The sequence below is a fragment of the Ihuprevotella massiliensis genome, from assembly GCA_900095835.1.
In the GTDB taxonomy this organism is placed as follows: Bacteria; Bacteroidota; Bacteroidia; order Bacteroidales; family Bacteroidaceae; genus Alloprevotella; species Alloprevotella massiliensis.
In genome coordinates this window covers 843,341-866,750 of sequence record LT608321.1, presented here as the reverse complement: position 1 = coordinate 866,750, position 23,410 = coordinate 843,341, and the positions used below count along the sequence as shown (strand labels likewise).

At 46.4% G+C, this 23,410-nt stretch carries 15 protein-coding genes; 10 read left to right on the top strand and 5 right to left on the bottom strand.

Annotated elements, in window-relative coordinates:
* Positions 1-165 precede the first annotated feature (165 nt).
* Positions 166-1,179: a type I glyceraldehyde-3-phosphate dehydrogenase gene (gene gap / locus BQ2633_RS03660; protein WP_075565178.1), complete on the top strand. Its 1,014-nt coding sequence runs from the start codon at positions 166-168 to the stop codon at positions 1,177-1,179.
* Between the two features lie 285 nt (positions 1,180-1,464).
* Here the strand turns inward: gap and BQ2633_RS03655 are convergent, their stop codons facing one another.
* Entirely contained in the window at positions 1,465-2,958 is a 1,494-nt protein-coding gene (locus tag BQ2633_RS03655; protein WP_075565176.1) for a hypothetical protein, read from the bottom strand.
* A gap of 114 nt (positions 2,959-3,072) precedes the next feature.
* Positions 3,073-4,041, bottom strand: a complete 969-nt coding sequence (locus BQ2633_RS03650) for an ROK family protein (protein ID WP_141700126.1) — start codon at positions 4,039-4,041, stop codon at positions 3,073-3,075.
* A 309-nt stretch (positions 4,042-4,350) separates the two neighbouring features.
* Here BQ2633_RS03650 and BQ2633_RS03640 point away from each other — a divergent pair, with 309 nt between their 5' ends.
* The 3 genes from BQ2633_RS03640 (at position 4,351) to BQ2633_RS03630 (ending at position 8,511) form a co-directional block, all read left to right on the top strand.
* Complete coding sequence (locus BQ2633_RS03640; RefSeq protein ID WP_083233932.1) at positions 4,351-5,520, top strand: porin; 1,170 nt, start codon at positions 4,351-4,353, stop codon at positions 5,518-5,520.
* A 365-nt stretch (positions 5,521-5,885) separates the two neighbouring features.
* Positions 5,886-7,358, top strand: a complete 1,473-nt coding sequence (locus BQ2633_RS03635; RefSeq protein WP_075565174.1) for an AAA family ATPase — start codon at positions 5,886-5,888, stop codon at positions 7,356-7,358.
* Entirely contained in the window at positions 7,345-8,511 is a 1,167-nt protein-coding gene (locus tag BQ2633_RS03630; protein WP_075565172.1) for a hypothetical protein, read from the top strand. Before BQ2633_RS03635 ends, BQ2633_RS03630 begins: the two co-directional genes overlap by 14 nt.
* Positions 8,512-10,095: 1,584 nt before the next feature.
* Here BQ2633_RS03630 and BQ2633_RS03625 read toward each other — a convergent pair.
* The 3 genes from BQ2633_RS03625 to BQ2633_RS03610 all read right to left on the bottom strand — a co-directional run bounded on the left by BQ2633_RS03625 (position 10,096) and on the right by BQ2633_RS03610 (position 17,600).
* Positions 10,096-10,488, bottom strand: coding sequence for a phage minor head protein (locus BQ2633_RS03625; RefSeq protein ID WP_075565171.1), 393 nt, complete (start codon positions 10,486-10,488; stop codon positions 10,096-10,098).
* Between the two features lie 1,154 nt (positions 10,489-11,642).
* Complete coding sequence (locus BQ2633_RS03620) at positions 11,643-15,590, bottom strand: Ig-like domain-containing protein (RefSeq protein ID WP_083233930.1); 3,948 nt, start codon at positions 15,588-15,590, stop codon at positions 11,643-11,645.
* A 555-nt stretch (positions 15,591-16,145) separates the two neighbouring features.
* Complete coding sequence (locus tag BQ2633_RS03610) at positions 16,146-17,600, bottom strand: MATE family efflux transporter (protein ID WP_346048092.1); 1,455 nt, start codon at positions 17,598-17,600, stop codon at positions 16,146-16,148.
* 111 nt (positions 17,601-17,711) lie between these two features.
* On the opposite strand from BQ2633_RS03610, the gene BQ2633_RS03605 reads away from it, so the two are divergent.
* The 6 genes from BQ2633_RS03605 (at position 17,712) to BQ2633_RS03580 (ending at position 23,341) form a co-directional block, all read left to right on the top strand.
* Positions 17,712-18,593: an MBL fold metallo-hydrolase gene (locus BQ2633_RS03605; RefSeq protein ID WP_083233929.1), complete on the top strand. Its 882-nt coding sequence runs from the start codon at positions 17,712-17,714 to the stop codon at positions 18,591-18,593.
* 81 nt (positions 18,594-18,674) lie between these two features.
* Positions 18,675-19,772 (top strand): tryptophan--tRNA ligase, encoded by a 1,098-nt coding sequence (gene trpS / locus BQ2633_RS03600; RefSeq protein ID WP_075565161.1) that lies wholly within the window; start codon positions 18,675-18,677, stop codon positions 19,770-19,772.
* Between the two features lie 233 nt (positions 19,773-20,005).
* Positions 20,006-20,164 carry a 50S ribosomal protein L34 gene (gene rpmH / locus BQ2633_RS03595; RefSeq protein ID WP_009437314.1) on the top strand — a complete coding sequence of 53 codons (159 nt, stop codon included), beginning with the start codon at positions 20,006-20,008 and terminating at the stop codon, positions 20,162-20,164.
* A gap of 188 nt (positions 20,165-20,352) precedes the next feature.
* Entirely contained in the window at positions 20,353-20,988 is a 636-nt protein-coding gene (locus BQ2633_RS03590; protein ID WP_075565160.1) for a PASTA domain-containing protein, read from the top strand.
* Positions 20,989-21,061: 73 nt separating this feature from the next.
* A complete protein-coding gene (locus BQ2633_RS03585) occupies positions 21,062-22,174 on the top strand; it encodes an RluA family pseudouridine synthase (protein WP_141700125.1) in 1,113 nt (370 codons plus the stop codon).
* Positions 22,175-22,345: 171 nt separating this feature from the next.
* On the top strand, positions 22,346-23,341 hold the full coding sequence (locus BQ2633_RS03580) for a D-alanine--D-alanine ligase (protein ID WP_075565158.1): 996 nt from the start codon (positions 22,346-22,348) through the stop codon (positions 23,339-23,341).
* Positions 23,342-23,410 lie beyond the last annotated feature (69 nt).

Here is a 23,410-nt window from a genome sequence, read left to right as displayed (position 1 = left end):
TCTGTAATGCACTGCAAAAGTAAAACTTTCTTCGTACTTTTGCGGTACGAAAGTGGGAAAAAAGTGTTTTGAACCCTATTTTTCTCCTTTTTCGTTCAGCAAGACATCTATTTGATGTTCAAAACCTGATCCTAACAACTCAATTTCATAACAACATCATCTATCATGATTAAAGTAGGTATCAACGGTTTCGGTCGTATCGGCCGTTTCGTATTCCGCGCCGCTGTAGAAAACCGCAGCGACATCCAAATTGTAGGTATCAATGACCTCTGCCCTGTAGACTACTTGGCTTACATGCTCAAGTACGACACTATGCACGGTCAATTCAGCGGCACTATCGATTTCTGCACTGAAGAAAACGTGCTCATCGTTAACGGTCAAAAGATCCGTGTCACTGCAGAACGCAACCCTGCTGACCTCAAGTGGAACGAAGTAGAAGCTGAATACGTGGTTGAATCAACTGGTCTCTTCCTTTCTAAGGACAAGGCTCAAGGTCACATCGACGCTGGTGCTAAGTACGTAGTTATGTCTGCTCCTTCTAAGGACGACACTCCTATGTTCGTAACTGGTGTTAACCTCGACACTTACGTGAAGGGTACTCAATTCGTTTCTAACGCTTCTTGCACCACCAACTGCTTGGCTCCTATCGCTAAGGTTCTTCACGACAAGTGGGGTATCGTTGATGGCTTGATGACTACTGTACACTCTACTACTGCTACTCAAAAGACTGTAGACGGTCCTTCTCTCAAGGACTGGCGTGGTGGTCGTGCTGCTGCTGGCAACATCATTCCTTCTTCTACTGGTGCTGCTAAGGCTGTAGGTAAGGTTATCCCCGAGCTCAACGGTAAGCTCACTGGTATGTCTATGCGTGTTCCTACTCTCGACGTATCTGTAGTTGACCTCACTGTTAACTTGGCTAAGCCTGCTAAGTACGACGAAATCTGCGCTGCAATGAAGGAAGCTGCTGAAGGTGAACTCAACGGCGTTCTCGGCTACACTGAAGATGCAGTTGTTTCTTCTGACTTCCTCGGTGACGTTCGTACTTCTATCTTCGACGCTAAGGCTGGTATCGCTCTCACTGATACTTTCGTGAAGGTTGTATCTTGGTACGACAACGAAATCGGCTACTCTAACAAGGTGCTCGACCTCATCGCTCACATGAAGAAGGTTAACGGCTAATCATTGCCCCCTTGTTACTTCGTCTGAAGTAGACAAAACATTTGCCATCCTACTCTAGAGTAGGGTGGCATTTTTTGTTTCTAGTTAAACGCTCTCTGCCGTCCGCTCTCTGTCGTTCTCAAGAAACACTTGTACAGCCTGCTAACCCACTGCAACCTCCCATATATGCTGCTGTCCGAAAAGCTCCACAAGCGGAGGGGGGTGGCAACAAAAGCCCCGAACATCTCACGGATGCTCGGGGCATATCAACTAGTAAGAAGGTAGGTAAGTGCCCTAGGGTCACCATCAATCCTCATTCTTCTTCATGTTGTAGAAATCCACGTCGCGGCGATAAACTTGGAAAGCTGCAAAAGAAGTGTCGTATTGTTTAAAGAATTCGAAGGCGGCATTGCACACCTCTCGGATATCGTAGGCGAGGAAGTCCACATAAACGTGGAAGCGTCCTACAGCACGACCGATGAAGTCAACACAATTGCCTTCTTGGTGCGTGCGGAGGTGGTTTTCGAGGGCAGAGCATGCCGCATCGACGGCAGCTTCTCGCTGAGATTCGTCCATTTCGTCAAGCCCAGGCACGTCGAAAGCGAAGAAGCCGCCTACACAACCGAAACGATGGAAGAGGTCCATGAGCCCCGATTCGTCTTTCGCAAACTCGCTTACGAGACGCGGAATAGTCGTTGTGCCGGTTTGGATGTCAAAGCGGAGGTCGCTGGGTTCAATACCCTCTCTTTCTTTGAAACGATAGTTCATCGTGCCTTGCAAGATGACATCAATGTTTTCCCAACGGGGATCCTTGGAATAAAGCATGGCAAGCATATCACGAAGTTCTGAGAGTTTGATGCAATCTTCTTCGTTCGGTGCTTCTTCCAACACGTTAATCGCTGATACAAACTCCGTGTTGACCAATTCGCCCACAGCATTATCGACCAACACTTCGGCACGCCACCAAGCGGGGCTGTCGCCCTCTAGCAACAGTGGGTGGTAAACACTTACACTAACGCTTTCGCCACCTTCATCTTTGGTGAAATACACTAGCACTTCTTCTGCAGAAATCACACCTTCACCAAAATTGACAGACAAATCGGGGGTGGCAGTCCTGCCGATGGAGAATTTCCAATGCTCGCGCACTGATTCGGGCATACGACTCAGGAAGAAGCGGAAAAGAGGATAGAGCATCCAAGTGCCATCGGCAGAAAGGATGATATGGTAGTTTTTTGCGCCTATCTCAAACGCAAGATTCGGGAAGGCTAATTTCAAACTAGAGAAAGCCAACTGTTGGATTTCATCGCCAGAGGCTCCGTTGTCCACGAGCTGGCGCAGCTCTGCTTCATGCTCCTCAAAGGCTTCCCACGCTTTTTTCACGCGGGCTGCAAACGAACCTTGGGTGTATCTGGGAAAGGCAAGGAACTTGTAGCAGTCGGCGAGCATTTCTTTTGTGTCGGCAGCAAGCGACTCATAAGGCTCACCCTCAAGTGTGCGAATAAAGTATTCGGCAGCTTCCCCCTCGCGGTCAAGGTGATAGAGCGCGAAGCCCATACGGTGATTCCAGAGTTCGTCTTTTTCCGTCTCTTCGTCTCTAATGCTTTCGAGCACGCGAATCGCAGTTTCGTAGTGCTCGGGGTTGTCTTCTTTACTGGCTAAGTTGTTGTAGGCTCTTGCCAACCAGCCCATACGTTCGTTGGTGAGGGAGCTTTTGGGAAGTGATTCGAGAAATTTAATAATCTTGGCAGGCTCATTGTTTTCATGCCACTCCGCTATTTGCTGATTGAGATCTTTAATCATGGTTCTGTTGGTATAGAATAGACGTTCTGTAAAAGGTATATCGAAAGGGTATATAGCGCAAATGTGGTATCATCGAGCGGTGTCGATGATACCACATTTTACATTCTAGTAGGCTTATTCCCAACCGAGGGCAGAGGCACCAAGCACGGCAGCTTCAGCACCCTTGAGGGTAGAAACGAGCAACTTAGCTTTCACCTTGAAAATCTTCAGCACATGTTGGTCGTAAGCGCGACGGAGGGGGTCCATCAAATACTCACCAGCCTTGGCAAGACCACCGAAGAATACAAATGCTTCGGGAGTGTTGAAGGTGGCGAAGTCAGCGCAGGTGCGACCGAGAAGAGTACCCGTATATTCAAAGATGTCGAGTGCAATCTTGTCACCCTTTTCTGCTGCTTGGAACACGTCGAAAGAAGTAATCTTATCTGGATCGATGTCACGCAAGGGAGAGGGTTCATCAGATTTTACCAAAAATTCGCGAGCAGTGCGCGCCACACCAGTAGCAGAGCAGTAAGTTTCGAGACAACCCTTGCGACCGCAACCGCATGTACGACCAGCTTCTGTGTGATCAATCACTACGTGACCGAGTTCGCCCGCAAAACCATCAGAACCATAGACCACGCGACCATCTACCACGATGCCAGAACCCACACCAGTGCCGAGGGTAATCATGATGAAGTTCTTCATACCACGTGCCACACCATAGGTCATTTCACCCAAGGCAGCAGCATTAGCATCATTCGTCACGCGAACGGGGATGCCCAATGCCTTTTCAAAAAGGTCGCAGATGGGCACTTCACCTTGCCAAATCAAGTTGGCTGCGCGTTCAATCGTGCCATTATAGAAGTTACCACTCGGAGCACCAATGCCCATGCCGCGGATGTTGTCTATACCACCCACCACGTCCAAAGCAGGTTGCAAAGCCTTTACTGCTGCTGCCACATAGTCGTTGATGTCGGGATAGTCTTTTGTAGAAATAGCTGTTTGCGCAATGATAGTACCGCGCTGATCCACAATTCCGAATACGGAGTTCGTGCCGCCCATATCAAGGCCAATCACGTAGGGTTTTTCGAGAATTTCTTCCATAATGGATATGATTGAGATATATTTTACTGAGTGGAGGGAGCTTTTTCGCTCACTTCTATGCTGCAAATATAAAAAGAAAAAATGAACTCTCCAACGCTTATATAGTTATTTTTGCAAGTAGACGTGACATTTTTGTGTGTTAATCGCAGCTCCTGCGCGATAGGCTTTTACCGAAGGCAAGAGGGGCAAAGGGACATTGCGTCGATGGTGCAGGAGGGGAATAAAAATAAAGGCAAACTTTAGGTAGTTTCCATTCTTTTTGTATCTTTGCAAGCGAAACCCTAATAACATAATAGATAGCTCAAGCCCATGAGACATTCTGCTTTCCTACTAGCCTGCGCCGTTTGTGGTTGTTTTGCCACAAAAGCCAATGCGCATGTCCTCCTTCCTACAGATAACCACCAGGAAGACTTGTCTTCATCTTCTCAATTAACGAATCTATCTACTCCCGCTGAGGATTTTTTTGCTTCTTCTGCCCAAACTTCAGAAAAGCACCGACCAGAGTTCAAGCCCACCCTCAATCTTGGAGGATGCATCATCACACAGTATTCTCACACCGATCGCAAAGATAAAGCTACTGATGGTAGTTTCAATGTCCGCATCGTTCGTGCCCTTGCGCATGGTAAGGTGTGGAATGATGTGGGCTATCGTTTGCAACTAGAACTCAGTGGGGCACCCGGCATTGATCGAGGGGCTAGAGTGCTAGATGCTTACGCAGAATGGACTAGATTTGCCGAATGGCAACCTCGTTTGGGGCAGTTCAAACGCTGCTTCGGTTTTGAAAATCCCATCCATCCCATGAATGTGGGCATGGGATCCTTTTCACAAATGACCCAGAGACTACAGAGCATCAACGATCGTATTGGTGAGCATGTGTCGAATGGTCGCGACATCGGTTTCCAGATGCAAGGTGATTTCTTGCCACAAGCCGATGGACATCGCCTCTTGCACTATCAAGTGGGCGTCTACAATGGTCAAGGCACCAACCACATGGACATAGACAAGCACAAAGACCTCATAGGTGGTTTGTGGGTGATGCCCACCAAGGAATTGCGCATCGGTGCTTTCGGATGGAATGGTTATTACACCAATGAGAAAAATCCCACCGAGAGCCTACGTCGTGTGCGCTACGACCTCGGTTTCACCTACGAAGGTGCCGTGAGTGCACGTGCTGAATATGCGCACAGTGTGGGAGGTACCACCAAAGGAGGTGCCACCAGAAGTGATGGTTGGTATGCCATGTTGGGTGTGCCTGTGCCACAATGCCAAAACCTCAAGTTTTATGGTCGTTGGGATTGCTACCGCGATGATGCCACTCGTTGGGATGGTCTAGTCACCAACTGGGGGCTTACTGCCAATTACTCCCTGGGCAAGAACTACAACTTCCAAGTGAACTACACCCACACTGTAGACCGCAATCTCTCTCTTCGTGCTGGTCACTACAACACGATTGATGTGCAGGTGGGTGCACGCTTCTAAATATGGTTCATCCGACAATTGGAGTGATAACCTATGAATGATACTCAAAATCTGAGACATAATTCTCTTCATAACCTTCTCATTAATAATGGATTTAGACTAAATGAAGTGAAGATGGAGGTTCTTGAAACTCCTGCACTACTAATTAGCATATTATAAATCTCCGAAAATAAAGGGCTTAATATATAGAGTGATGGTGCTAGTAGTTGATAATCAACAACTAGCTGTTATCACTCCAAATGTCGGGAGACCCTTATATAACTTAATCGAAATTACAAAAAGTAGTAGATTTGAAGAGTACAAATAGTGGATATTACACTAGATACTCTATGATTATATTTATATTGTTTTGATGTATAAGGAACATGAAACTAGAATCGTTGATAATCAGAAATTTCAGAGGCTTTAAAGAATGTCGAGTCTCTTTTACGCCACAAACAACAATCGTTATAGGACAAAATGGCGCAGGTAAAACTGCGCTAATAGATGCTATAAAGATAGCTTTAAGTTTTATCTTTTCCAATAATAATAAATTAGGAGATGATATTCTCTCAGCTGGCAATCCTTCTTTGAATGTTAACTCCTTTTCTAACTCCGACTATTATTATGATTCTGGTTCTAGAACTACCGTTACAGACGCCTCAATAAAAGGAGTTGCATGCTATAATGGTCAACAATTGGAGTGGGAGCTTTATAAACGTTCTACAGCTAATGCAGCTCTTTATTCTACTAGGTATAAGAAAGCGTTTGAGCAATTTATGTTTCAGTGGAAAGAAAAATCTGCTGATTTACCCTTGATAGCATGTTTTTCAGATTCTTTCCCACATAAACCAACAAAATTGACCAAATTTGCTCTTAATACTATTGACAAAGAGAGAATCCCCCGAAATTTTGGTTATTATCAATGGGATTTAGAAACAGCATGTATTTCAATTTGGGAAACCCGTTTATGTAAACAATTATTAGGTATTGCTCCACTTTATCAGAGGCTTAATAAAATATCAAGCCTTATGCAAAGCCTGGAGATAAAGTACACTAAGGAAGAGCTGCTGTGTAATGATGACTATCAATCTGCAAAGGATGAGGAGAAATCCATTAGTATTCAGTATATCCCACTCTATGAAGAAATTAATTTCGTACAGAGTAAATTGGTAGAGTTTTCAAAACTGCTACCCAATATGAAGGATAGACAGTATGACATAGATTCTTTAGTTTTTGCAACAACAAATGATAGTCTGGAATTGAAGATTATGTTTAAGAATGGGAAAAGTAGTCCATTTAAAGATTTGCCAGCAGGGTATCGTCGTCTTTATTCTATAGTTTTGGATTTAGCTTACCGTTCTTATATACTTAATGAAAAAAAAGAACCAAGTGGTGTAGTGCTAATAGATGAGATTGATTTACATTTACACCCTTCTTTAGAGGAAGAGGTTGTGCAGTGTTTTACTAAAGTATTTCCTTATGTGCAGTTCATATTCACGTCTCATTCTGCTGCTGTAGTAGCAAATCTAGAGACAAACAAAAAAATGATCGCTGAAGGATATAGCCCTGATGTTTTTGCAAACCAAGTATTATTTCTGGAAGAAAATCAGGAAGTAGCAGAAAGACTGCCCATTATTTATGGTCTAGATTATAATTCCACTTTGAGAGATTTTATGGGAACAGCTTCTCGAAATCGAGAAATAAAAAAAGGGGGAGATGATTATCTAGTGTATTGTTCTTTGGGGATGAAGACAGAGGCAGAGACAACCCTTAGGGAATTAACTGATAAGTTAGGGCATGAGCATGAATTTATCAAAGAGCTAATAGAAAAAGCAAGGTCTTATGATGTATATTGATAAATATAGTAAGCACAAAGAAACTCATGCTGTTAATATTCGATTTTTAAAAGATTGTTACAAGGCAGATGTCGCTAAACCTTTACCAGACCCTAATAATTATGTAAGTTCTTATAAAGATTTTAAAAAGAGTCTTTATCGAGATGGGAATAGTGGGTGGCAGAATCTACTTTTTGAAGAACAGAGGTCATATGGAGAGTCACGTTGTTGTTATTGTATGCGTAAGCTTAGTCGAGAAGCAGGTAAAGTTAACTTCGAACATGTAATACCAAGATCTCTGTCTAGAAAGTCAGAACAAGAGCAAGCGATAGAGTATAAATACTATACAGACCATGCACCAGCTTTGCGTGATTATGTTGTAATGGCTTATGAATTTGCAAAAAAGAGATTCAATAGTATTGATGATATCGAAAATGAATCTAAAATACCACATATAACAGGGCTAGCTAATTTAGTGGTGGCTTGTAATGGGCAAAAAAGTAAGGGGTTAAAAAATGGATGTTATTGTAATGGAAGTAGAGGTGATCGTCGGATTATGCCCATAATGCTAATGGAAAAAGCAGAATCATTAGTGAAATATGATAGAAACGGCCTGCTTGCTATAGATTGTAAGGATGATACTTTAGGTCCTATTGTAGATGAACTCAATATGGATACACTTCAAGAGATTAGAGCTGTTTGGGCTCAACTAAGTTGTGTGAAAATAGATGTTGCTTTAGCGCACATTATGTCACAACAGGCTAGGGCAATTTGGTTTAAGTGTGCTTATAGAAAAAACGATTTTACAAAGATTCCTGACGTAGCTAAAAAGTATTGTTGTTTGGGTAGTGAAGAAGACTTTTATTGGAAGTTACTACTTACTTATGACTGGTTTTATCATTACCCAGGTTATGCCAAATTCAGAAAGTTTTATTGTAAAGTAGAGCCTTGTTTAGACCGATTTAGAAGAATGCTTTGTGCGAAAACTCTTAATTCTAATTTCTGTTCTTCGCTAGTTTCTTTCTTATATAGTAAAGAAGGCAATCATTACGAAAATCTACCTATATTTCTACGCAAAAGTAGGAACCAATATAAGAAATATCGAAAACATAAGAGTAAATATCGGAGCTTTCTCAAAAAAAGTCGTTTGTTTTTGAGCAAGTCTCCATGCTAAGTTGTATAGTTCTTTTAGATTTGTCAGTGAACGGAAAACAGCAACGTCCGTGTCAAGGAAGTATTACTTGGCACGGACGTTGTAGGGAGACAAAGGATAAAGCGGTAAGACCTTTTAACCCCAATTCGGGACGTCGTTTCTTAAACAAAGTGAGTAATAAATGAGCTGAGCAATGAGTCAATAAGTCTCTTCTGCTTTATTTGATGCAAAACAGCTGGAAATAAGCGATTCCGAACAAGAGAGTACGTTAGCAACGAAATATCAGCTTCTAGAGTATGCTCTAAAGAAAGAAAAGTTTGAAAGTAAATTAACAAGATTGCAAAGAGCGCAAGAAATATGGGATTGGGGCATTTTTTTCTGGTGGTAGGCTATCTTGCCGTTGTTTTGGATTTGGTTTTTTCATTGGTTTTGGATGTGCAGTGCTAGAAACCCCAGTACTCATAGATCTCGTTACAACATTGGCAACAAACGTCCTAGGGGAGTTCTACTTTGTTATGAAGTATCTCTTTTGTAAATAGTATCTTACTCGAAAAAACTCCGCAAATCATTTGGTGGTTTGCGGAGTTGTTGTTATCTTTGTTACATTATTAGGACGCTATACAGGAGTGGCGAGATGACTTTTCTATGTCTAAGTGCCGCCTTTGGAGCGTTCTTTTCTATTTACAGCATACAGGATATGCTCGACTTCGTTTTTTCAGAACCCCTACCATCATTTCTCTTTTTTTTCTAGGCGAAGGACATTTATCCCAAACTTTTGTCCTACGAAGTAGTGAACATTTGTAGCCGTTTTCACCTTGTTCTTTGTGTCGGGAGCAGTACTATGATAACGAGCTTTATTGAGAATTTCTTTAATATCAAGACGGTCGTCATAATCTATAAAAGGAATTATTGCTGTCCGCTAAACTTCAAAATGACACGATTTTCCTATCCGCAACGCCCATCAAAAGGCGTTGCGGATTTCTTTCTAGAATAGTAAGCCCCTATTTCCGACTATCATTCATCGGCTGTCCGCTAAAACGAGAGAATGGAAGACACGAGATGTGACCAAATGTGTACTTTTAGTCTCTGAGAGCCTTAGAGTATGGCGAAGTCTATTGATTTTCGTGTATCGGATCTTCGTATACAACGGCTGTACGCTAGAAAAGCGCTTGCGAAGAACAGAAAAAGGGGAACTTTAGATGAGGTAAGATGAATCAACCTGTTTAGCGGAGGTCAGAAAACAAATTTGCTGTGGCTAAACTTTTACCGGACAGCAATAAAAAGGAATAGTCCTATCTTCCTCGTATTTTTTATAAGCCCTGTGCAAATCGTTAATCATGTGGTCTATTCCCTTCATGACGATAGAAATCGTTATATCGCATTACTGAGGCTTCTGTTTTATCTTAGGGTCTGATTCTGAACTATTCTCGGTAATTTTTCTTTTTACAGTCTTCTTATTTAGCGTTTGCATCATTTCTTTCTTGTAGTGTTTGCGCAGCTTCCCAAATATGTCTTTAGTTTTGTCGTTGAAACAATTTTTTAAGAGCTTGCACCCAGCGCAATTTTCGCTATTGGGTAGAAAGGTTAAAGAACCCTTGCCTCTTGCTAAGTCGCAGTCGTTACATCGCTTGATAGTGTAGGGATTGTAGTCGGGAAATACCTTGCGTTGCTTGTCAGAATTAAAACGAAATATCCCACTCTTGCCTTACTCTTTGCCTGCTGCTCAGCTAGAGCCTTGGTGCGCTTAGACAGTTCCTCCTCGGATGTCTGCTCGTGAGAAGAGTTGCGCACCTGCACCGCCAAACAGCGACAATTCCATCCATTAGTTTGGAAATGAGTGTCCCAGAATAGGTGCGAGACTGGCAAGGCCGTACCCTTGAGTGCAGCGTGCTCTTCGCGGACATGACTATCTCCCACCGTGCGATATTGCAGGTAGTATCTATCCTCATCCCTTTCGTATTGCTCCCACTTGGCAGCCTTTGAGTTGTCAGATCGCATTTGCTCCGGTGTTAGAGGGTTACGAGGTGAGCACTTCCACGGCAAGGAGCTTATCACGACCCACACCAACCACAACCACGAAGAGTTGCTGGAGAACATCGATGTATATAGGTTCTTGGGGAAATTACACACGGGTAAAGAACAACTCCGCAAATCACTTGGTGGTTTGCGGAGTTGTTTTTATATTTGCAACAAGAAAGGCTCTCAAGGAATGGCGAACTGACTACTGCATGTCTAAGTGCTGCCTTGAGTGCTTTTCTACTTTGTTATGAAGTATCTCTTTAGTAAATAGTGTCTTACTCGGAAAAAACTCCGCAAATCACTTGGTGGTTCGCGGAGCTTTTTCTAACTTTGCAACGTGGGAGCGTAACGAAAACCATTGAAAGCAGGGGATACCCTGCAGAACCTGAAGCCATAGTACAACTTACTATGGCTTCTTGTATATTCTTAGTTCACCCTTGATAACCCAGTACATAGTCGTGAAGATACTCTGGACTATTCCATATAGCATTTGTTCTATCATCAATTTGCTTTTCTGTTATAGCTCCTCCGTTTTCAAAGCAATCGTCGGTAATACATACTCGCGGACATGACTATCTCCACCGTGCGATATTGCAGGTAGTATCTATCCCAATCCCTTTCGTATTGTTCCCACTTGGCAGCCTTCGAGTTGTCAGAGCGCATTTTCTCCGTTGTTAGAGGGTTACGAGATGACCACTTCCACGGCATGGAGCTTATCACGACTCACACTAACCACAACCACGAAGAGTTGCTAGAGAACGTCAATGTGTACAGGTTCTTGGGGCAAATTACAAGGTAAGAAAGCAGTAGCTCCGCAAATTACTTGGTGGTTCGCGGAGTTTTCGCTATTTTCGCGATATTATATATAGGGAGATGTTACGCTTCGGGCGGCTTCTACCAGATATTCCCCCCTCATTATAGTATTATAATGAGGGGGGTCTTATTATAATTGAATGACGTTTTTATTATTAACTCCAATTCTGTTTAAGGTCACCTCCTTTTTTGGACAATACCATATCTCGAATGAGAAACGCCTGCTCTGGGCAAGTAGGAAAGGAATGAAGACACAAAAATCTCCCCTCATTCCGTCTCTGCGGAATAAGGGGAGAGTAGAAGGTGATGAGTGACGCAAGTTATTTCACCACTTTACGACCATTCACGATGTAAACACCATGGTCGGGGGTAGAGGTTTGGCGACCAGAAAGGTTGTAAGTTTGAGTCGTTGTGGTAGCATTCGCTGTGTTAGTCTTAATGCCAGAGGGATTCACCACTTCGACTAGGATATCCACCACTTTACCATCGTTGCTCAAGAGCGAATTGCCCTCAGCGATAGAACCGCCTGCGTCAATGTTGTCCCAGTCAATCTTGAAACGAAGGCGATAGCGTCCAGCCTTTTCGGGAGCCTTGAAGCTGAACTCTTTCGACATGCCCGGGTTGTTGTTGGATTGTGCGCTCACTCCCTCAGCATTCTTTTGTTCGTTGTGGTAGTAGCTGCAAGCCACAAGTTCGGGGTCGGAAATTTTCTCCACTTCAAATTGTCCGCTTTGGTCAGCATCGAGATAGAAGTATGCGTGCATCCAGCTACCTTGCCAGTTCACTTGAGAAGTCACCAGAGTACCACCCTCTTCTACTTTGAGGTATTGAGCAGCATCGGTGGTCAAATCCACATAAGCCTTCTTGTTGCTGGGCATTGTGTAGGTCATCTTCTTGCCATCAGCAAGGGTGAACACTAAATTTTTGAGTTCGCGTCCTTTGTTTGTCGTATTGGCATTGGCATCAAAGTTGAGGGCATAGAGAGGTTTCTTCACCTGCACTTTGATAGTGGCTGACTGTCCACCAGAAGTAGTGACTTTGAGGGTTGCTTCACCTTCCTTCACGCCGTAGACCACACCATCTTTAATCGTAGCGATTTCGGGATTTTCAGAAGTCCACTGCAAAGACTTGTCTGTAGCATTGGTGGGAGCCAAGAACCACACGAGAGCTTTGTGCTGTCCAGGAGCCACTTCCACAGGAGCATTCTCAAAGCTGATGCCTGTGGTGGCAACCGCTGGAACTTTACTATCGCGTCCGTCAAACACAAATACAGAAGATGCAGGGAGTGTAAGTGTGAGTTCGGTGTCGAGATTGATAGCTTGTCCTTCTTGGAAACCCTCAAGTGTGGCTTGATTACCGAAAGCCTTGGTAAAGATGTAGGTGTCTGTCACGTGTGCGGGCACTTCGAGGGCTTTGCGCAAAGTGGTTTTGAACACTTGTGGTGTAGTAGCGGGATTGCGCAGTGCGAGGGTGGCTTTCGGTCCATTCCAAGAAGCCCAACCGTAGACTTCCGCTTTAGAACCCGTCCAAGGATTTCCGCCTACCCAGTGTGCGTCGGGCAACACGTCGGCATTGTTCTTTTGCCATTGCAAGCACTCGGCGAGGTCGCCCCATAGACGTCCACCGTTGATGCGATTCATCAAAGCGTAGTCGTTGTAGAGTTCCACCATGCCCGAACCACAAGCGAAGGCACAACGCAATTCGCGCACGATGCCGTCATAGTCACGCGACTTAGAGACATTGCCAAAGTCGGAGAGGATGAATCCGTGTGTCATCAAGGTGTTGATGGGGCAGATAGGAGAGTTTTGCACGAAGTTTTGATACACCAAGCGGTCGCGATAGGTAATCCACTTTTCACGGTCCGTACCTTGGTTACCGATTTCTCCATAGTCATTCTCTTGACGCCACACTGCATCGGTGTAGTGGAACCAGAAGGGAGAAGCCCATGTGCCCACAGTGGTGTTGAAGAAGATGTCGGGCTTGATGGTTTCGCGCACCATGCGTTCTGCATTGATGATACCTTCTGCATTCTCATCGCCGTTTGCATCGTTCTTAGGTCCTGTGGCAGAGAAGAGGTCACTGATGCCATCAAACTTGAAGAAGCGGAAGTCGTAGCCGCGCTTGTTGCAAAGGTCGGTAATAGCATCGGTGAACGCCTTATAGTAGGCTGGATTAGAGAGTTGCATGCCGCCTTTACCATTCCAGTAAGCACGGCGGTAGTTTCCACTCTGTCCATAGCCACCTACAGGACCGAGCCAAGCACCGATGCCCGAGCCCATAGACCGAGCCAGTCGGTCGGTTTCTGCAAATCCGTTGGGGAAGTTCTTATTAAAAGTCCATGGTCCATAAAAATCCCAACCATCGTCCCAAACAAAAGAGTTTACGTTCGTTTTATAGCGGTCGTAAAGTTGTTTTTTCCATTCGCGCATCACATCTTCGCACTGATAGTCGTGCATATTGCCCGTGTAGTTGCGGTCATTGTTGCGATCGATATTCAGTTCGTACCATGAGATGTAGGCAGGCATAGCACGCCAGGGCACTGCACGCTCGCGCTCACTATAGGCAAGGAATGAACGACGAGGCTGATCTTTAGCCACCAATCCCACTACAGCACTCACTTTCCAAGGTTGTGAAGGAAGAAGTGTGGTGTTGCGGCTCCACAATCCTTGCAAAGCCACACTCTCGGCAGCTGCTAGGTGTAAAGTGTCGGTTTGTTGCAGAGTTACGTTGATTACACCGTTTGATTCGATGGTCTCATCTTTGCTTTGCGCCAAGAAGCGAAGGGTATAGTTGCCTGCAAAGGGGACATTAAATTGGAAAGTATTACGATTGTTTTGAGTTCCTGTCTTTCCTTTGTGATAATCATAAGCTACCGCTTTTCCTTCGGCATCAAGGAGGTCGACACCCACGAGGTTGAGAGCGTGATTTCCACTCTTATATTGGAACTCTGTAGTCATGACACCAAGTGCGGTGAAATATACAGGTATTTCTATTTGTCGTGTGTGGTTAGCCTCATAGCCCAACTCTCCTACACGTGAGGGGTAGTGCGTCACGGGTTTCCAATCAGCCACTGTCCACTTAGTATTGAATGAAGCATCTTCCCCCATGGTTCGGCTACCTTCTTTGGCGGTTTCCGTGGGAGCTGCTCCTTTCTCAGCCTTCTTGTATTGAAGTGCCGAACCTGGTAGCAAATCATTCACCACCACCACTTTGCCTAGAGGCTTGGAGAGCGAAATCTGTCCGTTGGAAGTGATTGTCTCAGTCTTGGTCTCTGCAAAATAGCGAAGAGTGTAGACCCCAGCTTCGGGAATGTTGAGCGTATATTTGTTTTGCCCGTGGCTGCCACCTGCAAATCCCTTGTGATAATCCTTTGCCACCACTTCGCCCTTAAGGTTGACAGCGTCCACACCAATAATGTTGAGACGATGGGTTCCTCCTTTGTAGGTGAAAGTGAAATGCTGTTCGCCCTTTTCTTTGAAATTTACATAGCCTCGAGTGCCTGCAATCTCTTCAGCCTTAAATTGTTTTAGCAATTCTTGGGGAGCAGCCTCACCAGGTGTCCATGAAAACGACTGGTCAGTCCATGAGTTGGGTGAAAATTCCCCCATAGTCTCCAAGCCACCGACAGAGTTTTTGCCCGTAGGCGTTTCTAGTCCGGCAAAGATTTTGTCGCTAAGCAGCACAGCACCGCGCGTGTTGCCCACAACTTTGGGAGTGGTCTTGGCTTTCACGGCATCCACTTCGTAGAGCATGGGAAGCACAGCATTCATTTTCACGTTATCGGACGCCTTGAGTTCGATTTCGGTGCGAATGTAGTGGCTACCATCTCTGAGGATAGCGCGCCATGTCACTGTGAGTTTGTCTTTGGTGAAGGTTGCTTCGATGGCTTTTCCTGCAAGTTTTTCAGCACCACGAGTGGCTTTATCGTTGGCTGTGTAGTTGATTTCTTTTACACCACCCACGAGTGTCATTTCAGACGACTTGATCACTTGACTACCGTTGCCGAGACGTAGTTCAAAGAGTTCTGTGCCTGCTTTAAGGTCCATTTCTGGGCATCCTCCGAAGCGAAGTTGCTGACCTTGCAGTGTGAAAGTGGCTGTGAGGAGCTGATTTTTCAGCACAAAGTTGCTTCCGCTATGTTCGAGAAGTGCTGTGCCAGCTTGTTGCGTTTGTGGGAAAATCACACTTTGCGCCTTGGCAGCAGGTATTTGCAGGGCAAGTGTGAGTAGGGCGGCGGTGAGCGCCATCGTTGTAGATTTTCTATTCATGGACAAATAGATTACTTTTATGGTATAATGTTGTTTCTTTTTGTGGTAGATTTGAATAAGAAGTTCAGGGCTATCTAGAACTTAAGGGCAAATATACATGTTTTTTTTTGTTTTTCCAGACGTTTGCTGACTTTTATGTGGATAAGAGGTTGATTCCTTGCAAAATTATTCTATTATCGCAGCTGAAAAGCCAAGATGAAATCAGAAAAAAGTCAAGCTAGAAGAAATAATTGCAGACTTGTGCGGAACTATATAGTTGGAAAGGGATTGGAAAAATCTCCGATATAAATGAGAAAACGTGGGAGTTTTTTGAAAAAACGTGGGAGATTTTTGGAAAAACGTGGGAGATAATTTTAGAAATCTCCGACGTTTTATTTCTGGCAAGGGAGAGGTGGAGAAGTGGAGACGAGTCGGAGAAAAGGAAAATAGCAACGTCCGTGTCAAGGTATGATAACTTGACACGGACGTTGTTCGTAGAGAGAAGGAAGATAAAACGGCAATTACCTTCTCGGAAAAACACGCTATGCGATAGCACTCTCACACGAGTCGTGAAGACTATATTTTCTTGTTGAGCCACGTGCCACGACGCATATAAAGGAAAGATCCCAGAAGCAAGGTGAGCGAATAGAAAAGCTCGGCACACCAAGCCACGGTGAGGCTGCAACGCAAATAGAACACGACATAACTGATGAAACCTACATAGAAGAATAGGGCAATAAGTTCGATGACGAGGGCAGAGCGCGTGTTGCCCGAACCTGAGATGCAACTGAAGAGAATGAAGCCAGGAACGAGCAAGGTAGAACTCACACTCAACACGCGCAAGGGCTCGATGCAAGCCGCTATGGTGGGAGCTTCGTTGGTGAAGATGCCCACGATGGGCACTGGGAATATCCACAGGAGCATCCACAAGGGCACGATGGACACTACTGCCATGAGGGTGGCGCGTTTGATCATGGGCACTACGGCTTCACGATGGTCAGCTCCGAGAAGGTTGGAGGTGAGGGTGGAGGCAGTGGAGGCAAACGCCACAAGGGTGACGAACATGAAGTTGGAGATAGCTCGCATCACGTTGGTGGCTGCCAGTTCGCGAGAGCCCAAATGCTCCACGGCGATGAAGAAGACGAACCATGTGGTGAGCGAAAGGAAGTTTTGCACCATCGTCCAAATGGAGATATTGAGCATCTTGCCCAGTAGACGCCACTTAAACTTGGGCAAGCGGTGGAGGGCAAATTTGTGATAATCCACTTTCCACCACGTATAGCCGATGAAAAAGAGCATAGAAAATCCGCTTGCCATCGAAGAGGCGATGGCAGCTCCAGCGATGCCGAGTTGGGGAAATCCGAAGTGACCAAAAATGAGCAAGTAGTCGAACACCACATTGCTCAGCACCATCACGATGGAGTTGAACTTGAGGGTGCCCGTCTGAGTAGTGGCGACGAAGAACGCGCGAAACAGACAAGCCACCATGCTGAAGTAGATGCCCCACATGCGCCACTCCAGATAGGTCCAAGCGGCTTCGTAGACTTGAGGATTACTGATGACGCGAGACAGCAGATAGGGACCTGAGGTTTGGATGATAATCAGAATTACTGTGGAAGTGACGCTGAGAAACGCTAGACTGTGATAGAACACCACACCAATGTCTTGGTAGTTCTGCTCGCCATTGCGACGACCCATCAAGATTTGTGCGCCCGAACAAAAGCCCAAGATGAGCATAAACACCACGATGAAGAAGATGCCACCTAAGGCAGATGCACCTAATTCGATTTCCCCCACGCGCCCCAGGAAGGCGGTGTCGGTCATGCCGACTAATTGCTCCACCAGCGCACTGATGAGCACGGGAAAAGCAATCTTCCAAATGTCGCGATAGGAGTAGTTGGAAAGGAGGGTAGTGGCATCGGTAGAAGAGGAGTTCAAAGCCATAAAGGAGTGTCGGGGTAAGGATGGAGAAGAGTGCGCCCCTCTCTTCGTGGGGTTCATCTCTAGTTCTGGGACAATCTTAAGCGGCATAGCGCCTGTTTACGAGAAGAGAGCCTACAAAGATACACATTTCAGTTCAGATAGTCTTGAATTCTAGAGGGGAAATGCGTAACTTCGCGTTTAAAATCAGCATAAAGAAGTATGAAACTTCATTTCTTAGGCACGGGCACTTCTATCGGTGTCCCACAAATGGGCTGCTCATGCGAAGTTTGTCGGTCGGAAGATCAGAGAGACAAACGCCTGCGCTGCTCCGCATTGGTCGAAACAGATGACCATCGACTCATTCTCTTGGATTGTGGTCCTGACTTTCGCACACAGATGCTCCGATTTATTGCAGAGCATCCCTACAACGCCGACACGTCAGTACCTTATTCTGTGCGCAAGATGAGCGAAATGAGCGACGAACAAGCGCGCAAGATGGGACTACACGAAGCTCCTCGCTTTGATTATGCCATGCCCTGCATAGAAGCGGTGCTGCTCACCCACGAGCATTTCGATCATGTGGCAGGATTGGACGACCTCCGTCCCTTTAGCTACTTCCATTCCATCGATGTTTGGGCAGAACCCAACGTGGCAAGTGCCATCACCAACCACATGGGCTATGTGTTTGGCGCGAAGCATTATCCTGGTGCGCCCAAACTCACGATGAACCATCTGGATGTGGAGCAGTCCATCACCATCGGTGACAATGAGATTGTGCCCATTCGGGTGTATCATGGCAAATTGCCCATCCTCGGATTTCGCATGGGATCGCTGGCTTATCTCACCGATATGTCGAGGCTAGGGGAAGAGCAGATGGAGAAGCTCGCAGGGGTGAAAACCCTTGTGGTGAGTGCACTCCGCCACGAGGTGCATGCCACGCACCAGACCATTGATGAGGCGATCGAATTTAGTAGGGCAGTGGGTGCCGAACACACCTATTTCATCCACATGTGCCACACGGCAGGCAAACAAGCCGAGATGGACGAACAACTGCCCGAAGGGGTGCGCTTCGCCTATGACGGACTGACCATCGAGTGCTAAAGCTAGGGCAATTCTGTCCTGCTAGTTGGTCAATCCGCTCAAAAATTGTAATTTTGCAGCCAAAGAAAAGAATACAACCCTATGGCAACTCCCAAAATCATGCTAACGGGCGACCGTCCCACTGGTCGTCTTCACATCGGACACTACGTGGGTTCGCTCCGTCGCCGCGTAGAACTCCAAAACCAAGGCGACTTCGACAAGATGTTTGTCTTCATCGCCGATGCACAAGCCTTGACCGACAACACGGACAATCCTGAGAAGGTGCGTCAAAATGTGGTGGAAGTCGCGCTTGACTACCTTGCTTGCGGTCTCGACCCCGAGAAGGTGACCATTTTTATCCAAAGCCAAATCCCCGAACTCTGTGAGTTGGCTTTCTATTTCCAAAATTTGGTGACGGTGAGCCGCTTGCAGCGCAACCCAACGGTGAAGACCGAAATCGGTATGCGCGGATTTGAAGGAAGTATCCCCGTGGGATTCTTCACTTATCCCATCTCTCAAGCTGCCGACATCGCTGCTTTCCGTGCCAACGTGGTGCCAGTGGGGGAAGACCAACGCCCCATGATCGAACAAGCTACGGAAATCGTGCGCCGCTTCAATCACATCTATGGCGACACTCTCGTAGAGCCCAATATCATGCTCCCTGACAATCAGGCTTGCATGCGCCTTCCTGGTATTGATGGAAAGGCTAAGATGTCTAAGTCTTTGGGTAACTGCATCTACCTCTCTGAGACGGCTGAGGAAATGGGTAAGAAAGTGAAGGTGATGTACACCGACCCCACTCACCTCTCTGTCAATGATCCTGGACACGTGGAAGGAAACACCGTTTTCACTTATCTCGATGCGTTCTGCCGCGATGAGCATTTCGGACTCTACCTTCCCGACTATGCAAATCTCGATGAGATGAAGGCGCACTACATGCGTGGAGGTCTCGGAGATGTGAAGTGCAAGAAATTTCTTGAGAAAGTGCTCAACGAAACCCTTGAACCCATCCGCGCTCGTCGCCTAGAGTTCCAAAAGGACATCCCTGCTATCTATGATATGCTCCGTCGTGGTTGCGAAGATGCGCGTGCCGTAGCAGCCGACACCTTGGCAGATGTGCGTCGTGCTATGAAAATCAACTACTTCGACGACGAAGCGTTGATTGCAGAACAAGCACAGCGTTTTGCGCAAGATCAATAATCTAGTTGCGCAAGAACAATAATCTAGCAGCAGCTTCTGCAAGGTTTTAGGCAAAAATCCGCGTTTTACTGCGGAGAAAAGGGTGAAAATCGGCTCTGCGTGTGAAAAATACGCAGATTTCTTGGTTGTGCCAAGAAAATGTGCTAACTTTGCACCTCGAATGGACCCGAGTTATCCTTTGATGGCTCAAGTCATTGCCCAACGAATAATAATAATATCGATATAAAACAACAATGAAAAGAACGTTCCAACCCCACAATCGCAAGCGAAACAACAAGCATGGTTTCCGTCAGCGTATGGCGACTGCTAACGGTCGTCGTGTTTTGGCTTCTCGTCGCGCTAAGGGCCGCAAGAAGCTCACTGTATCTGATGAAGTACACGGCAAGAAGTAAACCTTCTACTTTGTTTCTACAGAACAACTCCTACAAGAGCAGCTCGCAAGAGTTGCTCTTTTTTTGTGCCCTTTCCGAGTGTGCCAAAACAACTTGCTACTTCTGCCCCTGCAAAATCAAAAACTTGCGCTTTCTTTCTAGAGGTGATATTTTGTATATTGGAGATATTGCAGTAACTTTGCAGAGTTATGACCTTCAAAGAATTCTACCAAAGACTGACAGGACGCTATTTGTGGGGAAATCTTCTCGCAATGGTACTCACCCTTGTGGTGGTCATCGTGGGCTTGTTTGTCTTTCTCCATTTCTATACGCATCACGGCGAGACTGTCGCTGTGCCCGATGTGCGTGGACAGCGTGCTGAGGTCGCGATTCGCAAACTTCAGGCTTTGGGCATGCGCGCTGAGGTGGTGGACACCGGCTACAATCCTCGTGAACTTGCCGACGTCATTCTCGACCAAGACCTATTGCCAGGCTACAAAGTCAAGTTGAACCGGCTCATTCATCTCACGGTCAATGCTGCTTCTCCACGTCCTGTGGCGCTTCCTGATATTGCCGACAACTGTTCGTTGCGCGAAGCTCGTATGCGTCTCGAGATTCTCGGATTTCGCTTGACGCCTATTCGTCGCATCCGTGGTGACCGCGACTGGGTCTATGCCGTTGAAGTGCGTGGAAGAGAAGTGCGCTCTGGCGAACGCCTAAATGTCAAAATCCCCCTCACCCTAGTGGTGGGAGATGGTGCAGAAGATGAGGAGTTTAATGGCAATGACTCTCTCGACCGACTCTACTTTTCGCGCGACACCACAACACTCGTGGGAGAAGAGTAAACACTTTTAGCTTATCCCAAGAGCAGTCTATCGCTAGACCGCCTTATTTATACATCCCATTTAGCTCAACGATATGACGCAAAACGTGAGTTTTGAAGAAGAACTTGATTTTGACGAACTCGAAATGTCTGCTCCTTCCAGCGAAGAGGTGGAAATTACCGCCACTTCCGGAGAGGGTGAACTTTATGAACACTATCGAGTGGTAGCCGACAAAGGACAACAGCTTCTGCGTGTAGATAAGTTTCTCATCAATCTCATGCACGACACCTCGCGCAATCGCATCCAAGCGGCTGCCGAAGCTGGTTGCATCCATGTCAATGGGCGTGCCGTGAAGAGCAACTACCGCGTTAAGCCCAATGACGTGGTGACTTTGATGCTCAATCGCCCTAAATTTGACAGTAGTATCAAACCTGAGGACATTCCCCTCAATGTGGTTTACGAAGACGACCAACTGGTGGTCATCAACAAGCCTGCTGGTCTCGTGGTGCACCCAGGTTGTGGCAATTATAGCGGTACTTTGGTCAATGCCCTCGCATGGCACCTGCGCGACAATCCCAACTATGACCCCAACGATCCCACGGTGGGACTGGTGCACCGCATCGACAAAGACACCAGTGGGCTACTCGTAGTGGCGAAAACACCAGAGGCGAAGACAAACCTCTGTGCGCAGTTCTTCCACAAGACCACGCGTCGCAAATATCGCGCTTTGGTGTGGGGCAATGTCCAAGCCGACGAAGGAAGCATCGAAGGAAACATCGGGCGCAATCCGAAAGATCGTATGCAAATGGCAGTCTTCCCTGTGGATAGTGGCATTGGCAAACCTGCGGTGACGCACTATCGTGTGTTGGAACGCTTTGGTTATGTCACGCTCGTGGAATGTGTGCTCGAAACAGGGCGTACGCACCAAATCCGCGCGCACATGAAACACATCGGGCATCCCCTCTTTGCCGATGAACGCTACGGTGGACACCAAATCCTATGGGGTACCAACAGCGGAACGTACAAGAGTTTTATCCACAACTGCATGAGTCTTTGTCCCCGTCAAGTGCTGCATGCCTTGACGCTTGGATTTCAGCATCCCACCACTGGAGAGGAAATGGATTTCACCTCACCGCTTGCGGACGATATAGTGGCGCTCCTCGACAAATGGCGCACCTATATCGGAGGATTGCAAAAGAACCTCTAAACCGTTAGCACCTTTCATCGCTGAAGTCTTGCGATTGGTGGATTGAATCTCCCCACTCTGGGGATAGCACCTCTCCTTCTTGGCGTTGAATCCTCCATCATCTTAAAGCAGAAATCGAAATTTTCGCTTTCTCCTTCCCTTATCTCGCATCGCTAATTCCTATATATATCAATGAAGAAGCAAATCGCTATTATTGCCGGAGGTGATTCCTCAGAGCATGATGTGTCGCTGCGCAGCGCAGCAGGTATCCTTTCGTTCATGGATGCCGAAAAATATGATTGCTACATCGTAGAACAGCGTGGCAATGCCATGCAAGTACTCGTAGAAGACGAGAAGATTCCCATGAATCTCCACGACTTCTCTTACCCCCACAAAGGCGAGCGTCGCACGTTCGACTTTGCCTACATCACCATTCACGGCGCTCCTGGTGAGAATGGTATCCTTCAAGGTTATTTCGACCTCATTGGTCTTCCTTATAGCACCAGCGGAGTCTTGGTAGAGGCTTTGACCTTCAACAAATTTGCGTTGAACAATTATCTCCGCTCTCTGCCCAATCTCCATGTGAGTGATAGCATCATGGTGCGTCGTGGCATGACTTTGCCCACAGCCTCCGAGGTGGTGGAAAGAGTAGGGCTTCCCTGCTTCATCAAGCCCAACGCTGGCGGCAGTTCCTTCGGTGTGACGAAGGTGAAGACGGAAGCAGAAGTGCTTCCTGCCATCGAAAAAGCGATGAACGAGAGTGATGAGGTGATGATTGAACGTTTGTTGGTCGGCACCGAAATCACTTGTGGCTGTTTCCGTCGCAAGAATGGCGAAGTAGTCACCTTCCCCATCACGGAAGTTGTGGTGAAGGGCGTAGAGTTCTTCGACTACGAAGCCAAATACGAAGGCAAGAGCGACGAAATCACTCCTGCGCGCATTGCCCCCGAAACGGCAGCTCGTGTGAGCGAAATGACACAATACATCTATCGCCAGCTCGATTGCTATGGCATCATTCGCATCGATTACATCCTCTCGGGCGAGAAGGGCAATGAACAAATCAATCTGCTCGAAATTAACACCACGCCTGGCATGACCCCCGCTTCGTTCATTCCTCAACAAGTGCGTGCTTCAGAGTTTGAAATTGCCGACGTGCTTTCAGAAATCATCGAGGGCAAGTTTGCCTAATCGAAAGAAATACGCGTAAAAAGCGCGTGTTTGCAACATATCAATAAAGGTATCCTCAAAAAATCGCAA